The organism is Nissabacter archeti, from assembly GCF_018257325.1.
GTDB classification, from domain to species: Bacteria; Pseudomonadota; Gammaproteobacteria; order Enterobacterales; family Enterobacteriaceae; genus Chimaeribacter; species Chimaeribacter arupi.
On the sequence record NZ_JAERKB010000008.1, the window covers coordinates 113,661 to 125,926 of the forward strand.

Here is a 12,266-nt window from a genome sequence, read left to right on the forward strand (position 1 = left end):
GACCGGCAGGAAAATAATAATTTGATTTAGTGCGATGTAATGCCCGGAAAAAGGCACAAAAATCATAGTTGTTTACGCGACGGCGCAGGCCACGGCCCTGCCGGGCACCTCAAGGGCATCCGTAAATAAGCGTAAAGAAAGTGGGGCGAACGTTACAGGGAATGGCAGAAGGGTGAAAGCTGCTTTGCGCTATTAATAATGAAGAATCCATTCACAAGCCCTATCAATTTAAGATAATTCTTAGTAATGCGCGCCGCAGTGGGGGGAGGAGCAGGTATCAGACGGGGTGAACAGGCAAAAAAAACAGGCAACCCGAAGGTTGCCTGTCTGGCTGGCGCAAAGGCCATCACGATCAAAGAACATATTCCCTACGCCGTGGCGCGGCGCGAAAACGGTTATTCGATGTTGGATTCAATGAACCACAGGAATTTATCCAGGTCGCGGGACGCCGCAGTCAGGATGTCGGCGGTGTCTTCGTCTTGCACCTGGGTGATCGCTTTACGGGTTTCGTTCGCGGTCACGGCGTAGCGGTCAGCCAGCGCTTTCACGTGTTCCTGTACGCTGTGGATATTGGTCGGGTAGCTTTTCAGCGGGGTCTGATCGTTAACGATCTGTACGGTACCCAGCGCCACACCGCCCAGCTGAACAATACGTTCTGCCAGCGTATCCTGGTGGTCAGTGATGGTGGTACGGAAGCCGTCCAGCATTTCATGCACGCCGATGAAGTTGCTGCCGCGCATGTTCCAGTGCGCCTGCTTGGTGATCAGCGACAGATCAATGAATTGCGCGACCAGACGGTTCAGGATCTTGATGGTTTCAATTTTGACGTTTTCGTCTACATCGTTACGCGTATAGAGGAGTTCAGAAGAATTCGTTTTTACCAGTTTAGCGGTACTCATAATAGTTATCCTCTTGATTGTCGGTTGCGGATTCAATACGGGTTAAGTATAGCAACCTTTTACACATCTGCCGGAAATGATTGCCCCAGTCTCGCCTATCACATTAATAGGCAGCGGCATCCTCTCCTTTTCCAGCGTCATGATTTTTCAGTGCAATCACGCTGCTGTTAATAAACCTAAGGGCACCCAGGGCGGAATTCAACCGCTATCAGGGAATATTTTTATAATTAGCTGTTTTATAAGTTAATTTATTTAAAAAAATCAGGGTGAACTTATTTTTCCCAGCAGAGGTGAGAATGAGACGCCTGTTTTTTAGGAATTGCCTTACGGCGCAATAATGCCTGCCGCGCTGTCAGAATAAATTCACTTCTATGTAACAAAACATAACGGAAAGGCCGGGGGGAAATAACGCGCTGACCGGGCAGGGAAATAAGCGGCCTGCCCGCAGGCAGGCGGCAGATTATATTTTCCGGCGGGCAACCAGGAATAACCGCGGGAACGCCAGCAGCACATTGCCGTCCCGGCGTTTGGGGTACGCCAGGTCGATCTCTGACTGGTAATGCTGAAGGAAGGTCTGTTGCCCCACGTGGTCGAGCGGCGCCAGGAACGGGCGCAGGCCGGTGGCGCGCACCCAGTCCACCACGGCGGCGGTGGAGGGCAGAATATGGAAATAGGTGGTGCGCCAGAGGTCCACGCTGTCGGCCAGCGGTGAGAGCAGGTCGTAATATTCGCCGGGCGACAGAATGCTGACCCGGTCAGACGCGGCGTCACCTATTTTCGCTTTCCACGGGTCACGCGCCGCTACTTCACGCATCAGGCGGTGGGTCGGTTCATTGCGGTTGTCCGGCATCTGCACGGCCAGCGTGCCGCCCGGTGCCAGCAGGGCCATCAGGCGCGGCATCAGCGTCGGGTGGTCAGGCAACCATTGCAAGGAGGCATTGGCGTAGATCAGGTCTTGCGGCGCGGCCGGTTGCCAGTCGGTGATATCCGCCTGCTCAAAGGTACAGCCGGGCAGGCGGGTGCGTGCGCTCTCCAGCATGGTGCCGGAGTTATCAATGCCGGTGAGGTCAGCCTGTGGGAAGCGCTGTTTCAACAGCTCAGTGGAGTTGCCGGGGCCGCAGCCCAGGTCACTGATGTGGTGGGCGCGCTGGCCCGTGACCCGCGCCAGCAGCTCCTGGGCGGGGCGGGTACGTTCTGCTTCAAACTGGCGGTAAAGCTCAGGGTTCCAATCCGGCATGGCGATCTCCTGTTAATAGGTAGGCGACGTATCAAGCGTAGATCGCTTTGGCCGGATCAGCGCCGGGCGCTCAGCGTTGCCCCGGCCGAGGCGCAGATAATCGCGCTCAGGGCAAGCCACTGGATCACGCTCAGGTGCTCATGTAAAAACAACATGCCGGAAAAGGCTGCCAGCGCCGGTTCCAGGCTCATCAGCGTGCCGAAGGTGCGCGCGGGCATCCGGGTCAGCGCCACCATCTCCAGCGAGTAGGGCAGCGCACTGGAGAGGATCGCCAGCGCCAGTGCCGGCAGTAACAGTGACGGCGCGAACAGTGCGCTGCCGGTGTCGATAATGCCTATCGGGCAGTAGATCAGTGCGCCAATCAGTGACCCGACCGCCACGGTGGCCGGGCCGTCGTGGCTGCCGGCACGCTGCCCGGCCAGGATGTAGAGCGCCCAGCAGGCCCCGGCCCCAAGCGCCAGCAGCGCGCCTTTGAGGTCAACGCTGCCCAGCGCATGGCCGAGCGGCAGCAGGAACGCCAGCCCCAGCACCGCCAGCACCACCCAGAGGAAATCCACCGCCCGCCGTGAGCCGAAAATGGCCAGCGCCAGCGGCCCGGTGAACTCCAGCGCCACCGCCACGCCCAGCGGCACCGTACGGATCGACAGATAGAACAGAAAGTTCATGGTGCCGAGCGCCAGCCCGTAACAGAGCAGCGGCAGGCGGTTACCGGCGTGCAGGCGCATCCGCCAGGGTTTGAAAATCACAAACAGGATAATTGTCGCCAGCCCAAGGCGCAGGGCGGTGATGCCCGGCGCACCCACCAGCGGGAACAACGATTTGGCCAGCGCTGCGCCGCCCTGGATGGAAATCATGGAGATCAGCAGCAACCCCACCGGCAGCAGCATGGAAGCCGGGCCGGCGGCAGGCGTAAGAGAGGCAGGGGATTTCATCGCATTCCTTTTCAGATCCACAAAAGGCCCGGTCAGTGGGCGGGTCGGGCCAGTGTAAGGGAGGGGGCAGGCGGCGTGAAGTGTAAAAACAGGTCAATTAAAGGGTAAACAGCCGTTTACAAAATGGGAAAAAACGCATGAATGCTGACCAAATTTTTAGGAATTATCTGTATTGGATAAAAAGTTCAATAAGATTGCCTTATAATTTGGATTGAAAAAAATCCTTCTAAATGAGAAGGATAGAGGGTATTGGAAATTTCCTGTTACACCATAACACGGCTTAGACACCTTATCTCGGGCAGAGTTTCCGCCAGATCTTTGTTATATTTTTGTCGTGAAGGTAATTAATTTTCTCATTTGAGGTGGTTATGAAAAAAATTGCATGTCTTTCCGCTCTGGCTTGTGTACTGGCTGTTGGTGCAACTAACGCATTCGCTGGCGACAGCACCGTGACTGCAGGTTACGCACAGGGCGACGCACAAGGCGTAGCGAACAAAGCTAACGGCTTCAACCTGAAATACCGTTACGATTTCGATAACACCAACCCGCTGGGCGTGATCGGCTCTTTCACCTACATCGAGCATGACGACACCGCGTCCGACGTGTACAGCAAAGGCCAATACTACGGCATCACCGCAGGTCCGGTTTACCGTCTGAACGACTGGGCAAGCATCTACGGTGTGATCGGTGTGGGCTACGGCAAATTCGACAACAACGTGGTTAACGCCGCGACCGCTGACAACCGTGACAAGCAATCCTCCAGCGATTACGGCTTCTCCTACGGTGCCGGTCTGCAGTTCAACCCGATTGAAAACGTGGCACTGGACGTTTCCTACGAGCAGAGCCGCATCCGTAACGTTGACGTCGGCACCTGGATCGCCGGTGTAGGTTACCGCTTCTAAGGCATTCTTGCCGGAGCACCTCAGCGCGTTATTCGCTGTGTCTGAAAAAAATCCGCCTCCGGGCGGATTTTTTGTTTCTGCGCGCTGCGGCCACCGCGTCAGATGCCGCTGAACCAATTGTAGCCCTGATCTTCCCAGTAGCCGCCCGGATAGTCATTGGTGACGCTGATGGCCACGATATGTTTGGCGTTCTTGAAGCCGAGCTTGGTCGGCATCCGTAACCGCAGCGGAAAACCGTAATCATCCGCCAGCGCCTCGCCGCCGAAATCGAGCGCCAGCAGCGTCTGCGGGTGCAGCGCGGTGGCCATGTCGATGCTGGTGTAGTAGCGGTCGGCACAGTGGAACCCGACATAGTTCGCCCGCGTATCGGCCCCGATACGTTGCAGGAAGGTACGCAGCGGCACGCCGCCCCACTGGCCTATGGCGCTCCACCCTTCAATGCAGATAAGCCGGGTTATCTGGCTCGCCTGCGGCAGTGCCTTCAGGCGATCCAGTGTCCAGGGGGTGTTATCCTGCACCCGCCCGCTGACCTCCAGTTTCCAGCTCGCCAGGTCCACCGCCGGCACGTTGTATTCCGGGTAGTAGGCGTTGAACGGGAACGGCCGGGTAATCTCTGCCGGGGTGTAAGTCTGCGCCAGTTTCTGGCCGTGGAACAGCCACGCCTGCACCCGGTCATTCCAGCGTGACATCGCCCACAGCACCTTGTCCACGCTGTCGCCGTCCTGCAGATTGCAGCCGGTCAGCATCGACACCGCGCCCAGCGTCAGGCCGCCGCGCAGCAGCATCCGGCGTTGCAGGTTCACCAGCTGTTTGCGCTGGTCCGGTTCCAGCACCAGCCTGCGTTCTTTTTTACTCATCACTCGGCTCCTTACCGCCGGTCATCATCGCGGGCAGGGTTTTCGGTACCAGCAGCACCATCAGGACATGGACCCCCACAAACAGCACGATGCCGCTCATGGCGTAAAAGTGGACGTAACGCGCCCAGCCGAAGCCGCCGAGCAGCGCCACCAGCCCGCTGAACTGCACCGGCTTCCAGATGGCGAGGCCGGAGAGCACCAGCAGCGCCCCGAGCAGCAGCACGCCGAGGTACATCGCTTTCTGCACCGCGTTGTACTGCCCCAGCCGGTGCGGCAGCCGGAGCGCCAGCGCCTGCCGGGTGTCCTGCCATACCGCCCGCGGTGACAGCGGGAAAAAGCGGCGGCGGAAGTGGCCGCGCGCCGCGCCCCACACCAGGTAAACCAGCGCATTGGCGACCAGCAGCCACATCACCGCCAGGTGCCAGGCGATAGCGCCGCCCAGCCAGCCGCCCAGCGTGGCAGCGGGCGGAAAGGTGAAACCAAACAGCGGCGAGGCGTTGTAGATGCCCCAGCCGCTCATCACCATGCAGACCATGGCAAAGACGTTGAGCCAGTGGCACAGGCGCACCGGCCAGGGGTGAACCGGTCGGGAAGCGGAAACGGCCATCATGTTCTCCTCAGCCGGATTACATCGGCGGTACGGTGCCGTCTTTCCCGGCGGAAATACCCCGCGCCACCAGGTTGCCCTGCGCATCTTTCATCGCGAACAGCACCACATGGGTGCCCGGTTTCAGCAGGCTGCGGTCGCCCGGCGCAATGGTCACCACCGGCACATCATCCGGCACCTGCACGGTTTTCTGCTCATTGTGGTAGGTCACGGTCAGGGTGCGGCCATTGGCCTGTACCAGCTTGCCCACGGTGCCGTTGGTCATGGTGTTGACTTTGCCGTCCGGTGATTCAAACGGGTTAAAGCCTTCCCCGGTGCCGCGCAGGCTGGGGGCGAACACATGCACTTCCAGCGCCTTCAGGCTGCCGTCCGGTTGCGGCACAGCGGCGGTGCCGATAAAGCTGTCCGGCTGGATGTCGCTGAGTTTGCCGGTAGTGACGCTGTTGACCCTGGTCTGGTCGGTCAGGCCGACGTTCAGGGTGCCGCCGCGGCGGTCAGTCAGGGTCAGGTCGTGGTCGCTGACCTGCGTCAGCGTGCCGCGCACCGGCTTGATGACGTCATTGCCCGGCGTGGTGGGGGCGGCGTGGGCGGCGCTGCCGAGCAGCAGCGAGGCGAGCAGGGCAGAGGCCAGACGGGTGGTGGTAAAGCGGGACAGGATGGACATAGTGACTTCTCCTTGGCAACCGCGGCAGCCGGGCGGCCGCCGTTCGGTAGTTCATCCTCCCCCCTTAACCGGCACCGGCAGATGACCGCTGCATGACAATATTGTCATCAAGTGCCGGGCAGCAAACTGATAGAATTGGCTGATGACACCGTGGGTAGACAGACAATGCGCATATTGGTTGTAGAAGATGACACCAGCACCGGTGACTATCTGAAAAAAGGGCTGACCGAGGCGGGCTACTGCGTGGATCTGGCGCGCAACGGCACCGACGGCCTGTTTCTGGCGCTGGAGCAGAGCTTTGACGCCATCGTCCTGGACGTGATGCTGCCGGGGCTGAACGGCTGGCAGGTCATGGAGGTGCTGCGTAAAAAACACGAGGTGCCGGTGCTGTTCCTGACGGCGCGTGACGCGGTGCAGGATCGCATTCATGGGCTGGAGCTGGGCGCGGATGACTACCTGGTCAAGCCGTTCTCCTTTACCGAGCTGCTGCTGCGGCTGCGCACCCTGCTGCGGCGCGGCACGGTGCGTGAGGCGGATTTCTACACGCTGGCCGACCTGGAAGTGGATGTGCTGCGCCGCCGGGTCACGCGGAAAGAGCAGCTTATCACCCTGACCAACAAAGAGTTTATGTTGCTGCACCTGCTGCTGCGCCGGGAAGGGGAGGTGCTGTCACGCACGCTTATCGCCTCGCAGGTCTGGGACATGAACTTTGACAGCGACACCAACGTGGTGGATGTGGCGGTGAAACGGCTGCGCGCCAAAATCGACCGCGACTGGGAGCCCAAGCTTATTCACACGGTGCGCGGCATCGGCTATGTGTGCGAGGTACGGCCATGAGGCCGGTATCCCTGACGCTGCGCAGTACGCTGCTGTTTGCGCTGGTGGCCTCGCTGGTGCTCAGCGCGGTGAGCCTGTGGCTCTATGGTGAGATGGCGCAGCAACTGGCGCGGCGCAGTGAGTACCAGGTGATTGGCCGGGTGCAGTATTTCCGCCACCTGCTGGCGGACAACTTCCCGCTGTCGCAACTCAGCCAGAACCCCGGCCTGTTTGAGAACATGATGGGCAATGAGCGCGATGTGATCCGCTTCCGGCTGCACCACGGTGCCACGCTGATTAACGTTAACCCGTCACGCCTGACGCTGCCGCCGGTGGCGGCGCTGGCGGCTGACCAGCCCCCGTCGCTGTCGGCGGTGCACGCCGTGGTGACGCCTGACGGCGTGCCGGTGCGCTACCTGGTGGCTGACGTGCAACTGGCGGATGGGCGGGTGCTGGAGATCACCGCCGCGCATCTGATGTTCAACGAACAGCACCTGCTGGCGGCCTTCCGCTGGCGGCTGGTGGGCGCGGTGCTGGGGGCGTTTACGCTGATTGCGCTGCTGGGTTACCTGGTGCTGCGGCGCGGGCTGCGGCCGTTGCGGCGCATGGCGCGTGAGATGGCGTCGATCCACCCGGCCAGCCTCAGCCACCGGCTGAGCGAGCAGGACGCGCCGCCGGAGCTGCGGCGGATGACCCGCGCCTTCAACGCGATGCTGGACCGGCTGGACGAGGGCTACCAGCGGCTGACGCAGTTCTCCGCCGATCTGGCGCATGAGATCCGCACGCCGGTCAACGCCCTGATGGGCCACTGCCAGGTGGCGCTCTACCAGCCGCGCAGTGCGGCGGAGTATGAGATGCTGCTGGAGAGTAATATGGAGGAGCTGGAGCGCATCTCACGCATGGTGGAGAACATCCTGTTCCTGGCGCGTGCCAGCCATGCGCAGTCGGTGGTGAAACCGGTGGCGCTGGCCCTGGCGCAGGAGGCGGGGCGCATCTGTGACTATTTCGAAGGGGTGGCGGCCGAACGCGGCATGACGCTGGGTTACCACGGCGACGCGCACATCACCGCCGATGCGCTGATGGTGCAGCGCGCCCTGAGCAACCTGGTGGCGAACGCCATCCGCTACGGCGAGCCGGAGAGCGACATCCGGCTGACCATTGCACCGCAGGCGGGCGGGGTGGCGCTGCACGTCGATAACCGCGGCGCGCCGATCCCCCAGGCGCAGCAGGCGAAGCTGTTCGACCGCTTCTACCGTGCCGACGCCGCCCGCAGTGACGGTGCCGCCAACGGGCTGGGGCTGGCGATCGTCCGCGCGATCATGGAGCTGCACCACGGCAGCGTCACGCCCGACTGCACACTGCCGGGCCGGGTACGGTTTACGTTGTGGTTTCCGGGTTAACCCTAAGAATGCACTGAATTTTCAGTTGGATGGGCCGGGAAGTTGGCAAAAGCGCGCGCCTTGTCATATATCTTAAACATTACTGCGCGCTCGTGCGGGGTACAGAACAACACTCACCCTCCGGTCACAGGTCACCATGCAACGTTTCAGACTTCTTTCCCAGCAGCAGGTCATGCTGTTTATCGCCTTTTATGTCGGGGTCATCCTTAACGCCCCGGTGTTCTGGCGGCGCTTTACCCAGGTGCCGCAGGATACGCCGCTGGCGCTGGCCGCCGAGATGCTGGCCGCCTTTTCGCTGGTCTATTTCCTCTGTTTGCTGTTCTCATTTACCGGCCGCTGGCTGTTCCGGCTGCTCACCACCATTGTTATCCTGGCGTCGGCCGCCGCCAGTTACTATATGGCGGTGTTTAATGTCGATATCGGTTACGGCATCCTGGCGGCGGTGATGACCACCGACCTCGACCTGTCGAAAGCCTCCATCGGTTACCATTTTATGCTGTGGATTGTGGTGGCCGGGCTGCCGCCGCTGGCGGCGCTCTGGCTCAGCCGCCTGCCGGACGGCGATCTGCGCCCGGTGAACCGCCGCCTGCTGCTGCGCAAAACCGGCGTGCTGCTGACGGCGGCACTGTTCTGCTGGCTGCCGCTGAAGCTGATGGGCGAGGTGCTGGAAGTGGACGGCAACCCCACGATGGCCGCCCAGTATGATGACACCGTGGCCGGCACCTACCTGCCGTCCAACTGGCTGTCGGCGCTCGGGCTGTTTGCCTACAGCGCCTACACCCAGCCGGAGGAGCTGAATAATCTGTTCGACCCGGCCAAACACTTTACCTACCTGCCGCCGAAAGATGCCGATGACATCGACGTGGTGTTCGTGATTGGCGAAAGCGCCCGCCGCGACCACTTCGGCCTTTACGGTTATGCGCGTGACACCACGCCGAACCTGTCGCGTGAGAAGAACCTGGTGGCCTTGCAGGGCACCTCGTGTGACACCTCCACCAAACTCTCGCTGCGCTGCATGTTTGTGCGCATCGGCGGCACCACCGATGACCCGTCTCGCACGCTGAAAGAGATGAACGTCTTCTCGGTGCTGAAACAGCAGGGCTTCAGCTCCGAGCTGTTCGCCATGCAGACGGAGGACTGGTTCTACAGCAAAACCCTGGCGGACCGCTATGTGCTGCGCGATGACATCGAAACCCAGGCGCGCAACGCCGGTAAACCGATTGGCGACATGCTGCTGGTGGGGCAGATGCAAGGCTCGCTGCAACGCCACCCGCACGGCCGCCACCTGATTATCCTGCACACCAAAGGCTCGCACTACCTCTACTCCGAGCGCTACCCGCGCAGCTTCGCCCGCTGGCAGCCGGAGTGCATGGGCATTGACGAAGCCTGCTCGACCCAGAGCATGATCAACGCCTATGACAACAGCGTGCTCTACACCGATGCCTTCCTGAAACAGGTGATTGACCAGGTGCGTGACCGCAAGGCGATTGTGTTTTACGCCTCTGACCACGGCGAGTCGATCTCCGACAACATCCACTTCCACAGCACCCCGCGGGATCGCGCGCCGCCGGAGCAGCGCACCATCCCGATCATGGTGTGGGCCTCGGATGCGTTCCTGGCCGAACCGGCCCACCGTGCCGCCTTTACGCAGTTGCAGCGCATGGCGGCGGAGAAGAAACCGGCGTTCCACGGCAAGCTGTTTGACAGCGTGCTGGGCTGCATCGGCTTTACCTCGCCGGATGGCGGCCTGCTGGACGGACGCAACTGGTGCCATACCCCGGCACCCTGATCAAAATTTCACGACAAAGCCCGGTGGAAATCGATAACATGGGTGAATAACCAGAATCGTCACTTTTTTAGCCGGGCGGCGTGCCCAGGCTGTTACAGCAAGGGAACAGAATTAAGTATGGATAAAATACGGATGCTGTTCAGCGGGCTGACGGTGGTCATGACCGTGCTGACGCTGTTGCCGTTTTGCCGTTGTCAGGCGTGGTGGGTGCGGGTATGGGACTTCCCGCGGTTGCAGATGGCCTCGATCGCGGTGCTGCTGCTGGTGGTGGAACTCTGCCTGCTGCCGGGCAGTGGCGGGCCGACGCTTGCCGGCATCCCCACCGGGGATCTGATTGTGTTGCTGTCGCTGTTGTGCGCGCTCTACCAGGCGCACTGGATCATTCCCTATACCCGGCTCTGGCCGGTGCAGGTCAAACGTTCGCGCCTGCACAACCGGCCGACCCTGAAAATTCTCACTGCCAATGTGCTGATGACCAACCGCAACGCCTGCGCCCTGAAAGCGCTGGTGCGGGAGCATCAGCCCGATGTGCTGGTGGCGCTGGAAACCGACCTCTGGTGGCAGGCCGAGCTTGATGTGCTGGAGCGCGGCGACAGCGGCGCGCCATACCCGTATCAGCTGAAATGCCCGCAGGACAACCTGTACGGGATGCACGTCTATTCACGGCTGCCGATCAAGGACGCGATGATCCAGTACCTGGTGGCAGAGGGGATCCCGTCGATGCACTTCCGCGTGGCGCTGGACTCGGGCGATGAGGTGGTGATGCACTGCCTGCACCCGATGCCGCCCAGCCCGACCGAGGATGATGAGTCCACCAACCGTGACGGTGAGCTGGTGGCGGTGGGCCATTGCGCCGCCCGCGCCCGTTACCCGACGGTAGTGACCGGTGACCTGAATGACGTGGCGTGGTCACGCACCACCCGGCTGTTTATGAAAGTCAGCGGGCTGCTCGACCCGCGCCGCGGCCGCGGCATGTTTAACACCTTCCATGCCGGGATCCCCTGTATGCGCTGGCCGCTCGACCACGTGTTCCACAGCCGCGATTTTACGCTGGTGCGGATGCAGCGCCTGCCGCATATCGGCTCTGACCATTTCCCGATCCTGGCCGAACTGGCGCTGAACCCGCGCGTCGGCCGCTTGCAGCAGCCGCTGGAGCTGGCGGCCGGTGACCGGCTGGAAGCGCGGGAGAAAATGGCCTCCGCCGGGATCGTCAGCCGCCAGGTGCACAGCGCGGAGAACTGATCTGCGCGTCAGGCCTGGTTGGCGGTGTGGATGATGTTCAGCACCCGGCTGAGGTCATCCGCCTCAATCTGGCCGGGCGCGGAGGCCTCGCCCACCATGCCGAAGGTCAGCGCCGATCCGGTGAGTTCGCCCGCCAGCCGCGACACCACGCCGGTGCCGCTCATCGCCATCGTGAGCAGCGGGCGCTCTGCGTAGCGGCTGTGCATCTCCCAGGTGGCGCTCATCAGCCGCAGCACATCGCCGGAATCCTGCGGCATGGCGGCGATTTTCAGCACGTCCGCCCCCAGCGCCTGCTGGCGGCGCAACCGGGTGATGATCTCCTCTGCCGACGGTGTTTTCCGGAAGTCATGGCTCGACATCACCACCGCCATGTTGGCCTGGTGCGCCAGCGCCACCAGCGCTTTCACCTGTGCCTCACCGCGGAACATCTCGATGTCCAGCAGGTCGGCCTTGCCGTGGGTGATAATCTCCCGGTAGAGCGCGGCATAGTCGTCATCACTGATGGCGCGGTTGCCGCCCTCTGCCTTGGTGCGGAAGGTTACCAGCAGCGCCTGATCAGGCAGCAACGCCCAGGCCTCGCGGGTGAGGGCGGCGATCGCCGCGTTGTCCGGCGTATCACGCAGGGTGTCGATGCGCAATTCCACGACCTGAATCGCCGGGTTGCCGGCATATTTTTTCACTGCCGCCAGCGCGTCACCGGGGGTGGTGGCGGTGGTGGGCACAATCAGTTTCGGTTTGCCCTCGCCAATCACTGTCCCTTTGATGGTCAGGGTCTTAATACGATCGGTGACAGGCGGCATCAGGGCGCTCCCTTTCTCCTCAACATGGCCGGCGGGGGCTGCCGCGGCAGAACGCATGACCAGCGTACCGGCCGCCAGCGCGGCCCCGGACAACATAAATTCACGGCGTTTCATCACATCT

The 12,266-nt window shown here is 61.6% G+C and carries 12 protein-coding genes; 5 read left to right on the forward strand and 7 right to left on the reverse strand.

Annotated features, from left to right (window positions below; genetic code table 11):
• Positions 1-395: 395 nt before the first annotated feature.
• The 3 genes from dps to rhtA form a co-directional block, all read right to left on the reverse strand.
• A complete protein-coding gene (gene dps / locus JK232_RS12240; protein WP_072926015.1) occupies positions 396-899 on the reverse strand; it encodes a DNA starvation/stationary phase protection protein Dps in 504 nt (167 codons plus the stop codon).
• A gap of 460 nt (positions 900-1,359) precedes the next feature.
• Positions 1,360-2,136 carry a trans-aconitate 2-methyltransferase gene (tam, locus tag JK232_RS12245; protein ID WP_212589270.1) on the reverse strand — a complete coding sequence of 259 codons (777 nt, stop codon included), beginning with the start codon at positions 2,134-2,136 and terminating at the stop codon, positions 1,360-1,362.
• Positions 2,137-2,192: 56 nt separating this feature from the next.
• Positions 2,193-3,068 carry a threonine/homoserine exporter RhtA gene (gene rhtA, locus JK232_RS12250; RefSeq protein WP_072926011.1) on the reverse strand — a complete coding sequence of 292 codons (876 nt, stop codon included), beginning with the start codon at positions 3,066-3,068 and terminating at the stop codon, positions 2,193-2,195.
• Positions 3,069-3,436: 368 nt separating this feature from the next.
• Here rhtA and ompX point away from each other — a divergent pair, with 368 nt between their 5' ends.
• Positions 3,437-3,970 carry an outer membrane protein OmpX gene (ompX, locus tag JK232_RS12255; protein ID WP_072926010.1) on the forward strand — a complete coding sequence of 178 codons (534 nt, stop codon included), beginning with the start codon at positions 3,437-3,439 and terminating at the stop codon, positions 3,968-3,970.
• A gap of 98 nt (positions 3,971-4,068) precedes the next feature.
• Here ompX and JK232_RS12260 read toward each other — a convergent pair whose 3' ends face one another.
• From JK232_RS12260 to JK232_RS12270, 3 genes are read right to left on the reverse strand one after another with little or no spacing between them, the layout of a single operon-like run.
• Positions 4,069-4,827, reverse strand: a complete 759-nt coding sequence (locus tag JK232_RS12260) for a molybdopterin-dependent oxidoreductase (RefSeq protein ID WP_101829220.1) — start codon at positions 4,825-4,827, stop codon at positions 4,069-4,071.
• Entirely contained in the window at positions 4,820-5,434 is a 615-nt protein-coding gene (locus JK232_RS12265; RefSeq protein WP_072926006.1) for a cytochrome b/b6 domain-containing protein, read from the reverse strand. Before JK232_RS12265 ends, JK232_RS12260 begins: the two co-directional genes overlap by 8 nt.
• Before the next feature lie 19 nt (positions 5,435-5,453).
• The gene (locus tag JK232_RS12270; RefSeq protein WP_072926004.1) at positions 5,454-6,098 is read right to left on the reverse strand and encodes a hypothetical protein; all 645 of its coding nucleotides are present in this window, start codon (positions 6,096-6,098) and stop codon (positions 5,454-5,456) included.
• Between the two features lie 165 nt (positions 6,099-6,263).
• On the opposite strand from JK232_RS12270, the gene JK232_RS12275 reads away from it, so the two are divergent.
• The 4 genes from JK232_RS12275 (at position 6,264) to JK232_RS12290 (ending at position 11,345) form a co-directional block, all read left to right on the forward strand.
• Positions 6,264-6,935, forward strand: coding sequence for a heavy metal response regulator transcription factor (locus JK232_RS12275; protein ID WP_072926003.1), 672 nt, complete (start codon positions 6,264-6,266; stop codon positions 6,933-6,935).
• On the forward strand, positions 6,932-8,314 hold the full coding sequence (locus tag JK232_RS12280; RefSeq protein ID WP_072926001.1) for a heavy metal sensor histidine kinase: 1,383 nt from the start codon (positions 6,932-6,934) through the stop codon (positions 8,312-8,314). Before JK232_RS12275 ends, JK232_RS12280 begins: the two co-directional genes overlap by 4 nt.
• A gap of 136 nt (positions 8,315-8,450) precedes the next feature.
• Positions 8,451-10,103, forward strand: a complete 1,653-nt coding sequence (eptB, locus tag JK232_RS12285; protein WP_101829218.1) for a kdo(2)-lipid A phosphoethanolamine 7''-transferase — start codon at positions 8,451-8,453, stop codon at positions 10,101-10,103.
• 117 nt (positions 10,104-10,220) lie between these two features.
• Positions 10,221-11,345, forward strand: coding sequence for an endonuclease/exonuclease/phosphatase family protein (locus tag JK232_RS12290; RefSeq protein ID WP_072925994.1), 1,125 nt, complete (start codon positions 10,221-10,223; stop codon positions 11,343-11,345).
• Positions 11,346-11,353: 8 nt separating this feature from the next.
• Here the strand turns inward: JK232_RS12290 and aroD are convergent, their stop codons facing one another.
• Positions 11,354-12,259 (reverse strand): type I 3-dehydroquinate dehydratase, encoded by a 906-nt coding sequence (gene aroD / locus JK232_RS12295; RefSeq protein WP_072925986.1) that lies wholly within the window; start codon positions 12,257-12,259, stop codon positions 11,354-11,356.
• Positions 12,260-12,266: the final 7 nt, after the last annotated feature.

Bases quoted from the DNA above. Each gene is read 5' to 3' on its own strand.
- dps (WP_072926015.1), bottom strand. From the start codon at position 899: ATGAGTACCGCTAAACTGGTAAAAACGAATTCTTCTGAACTCCTCTAT.
- tam (WP_212589270.1), bottom strand. From the start codon at position 2,136: ATGCCGGATTGGAACCCTGAGCTTTACCGCCAGTTTGAAGCAGAACGT.
- rhtA (WP_072926011.1), bottom strand. From the start codon at position 3,068: ATGAAATCCCCTGCCTCTCTTACGCCTGCCGCCGGCCCGGCTTCCATG.
- ompX (WP_072926010.1), top strand. From the start codon at position 3,437: ATGAAAAAAATTGCATGTCTTTCCGCTCTGGCTTGTGTACTGGCTGTT.
- JK232_RS12260 (WP_101829220.1), bottom strand. From the start codon at position 4,827: ATGAGTAAAAAAGAACGCAGGCTGGTGCTGGAACCGGACCAGCGCAAA.
- JK232_RS12265 (WP_072926006.1), bottom strand. From the start codon at position 5,434: ATGGCCGTTTCCGCTTCCCGACCGGTTCACCCCTGGCCGGTGCGCCTG.
- JK232_RS12270 (WP_072926004.1), bottom strand. From the start codon at position 6,098: ATGTCCATCCTGTCCCGCTTTACCACCACCCGTCTGGCCTCTGCCCTG.
- JK232_RS12275 (WP_072926003.1), top strand. From the start codon at position 6,264: ATGCGCATATTGGTTGTAGAAGATGACACCAGCACCGGTGACTATCTG.
- JK232_RS12280 (WP_072926001.1), top strand. From the start codon at position 6,932: ATGAGGCCGGTATCCCTGACGCTGCGCAGTACGCTGCTGTTTGCGCTG.
- eptB (WP_101829218.1), top strand. From the start codon at position 8,451: ATGCAACGTTTCAGACTTCTTTCCCAGCAGCAGGTCATGCTGTTTATC.
- JK232_RS12290 (WP_072925994.1), top strand. From the start codon at position 10,221: ATGGATAAAATACGGATGCTGTTCAGCGGGCTGACGGTGGTCATGACC.
- aroD (WP_072925986.1), bottom strand. From the start codon at position 12,259: ATGAAACGCCGTGAATTTATGTTGTCCGGGGCCGCGCTGGCGGCCGGT.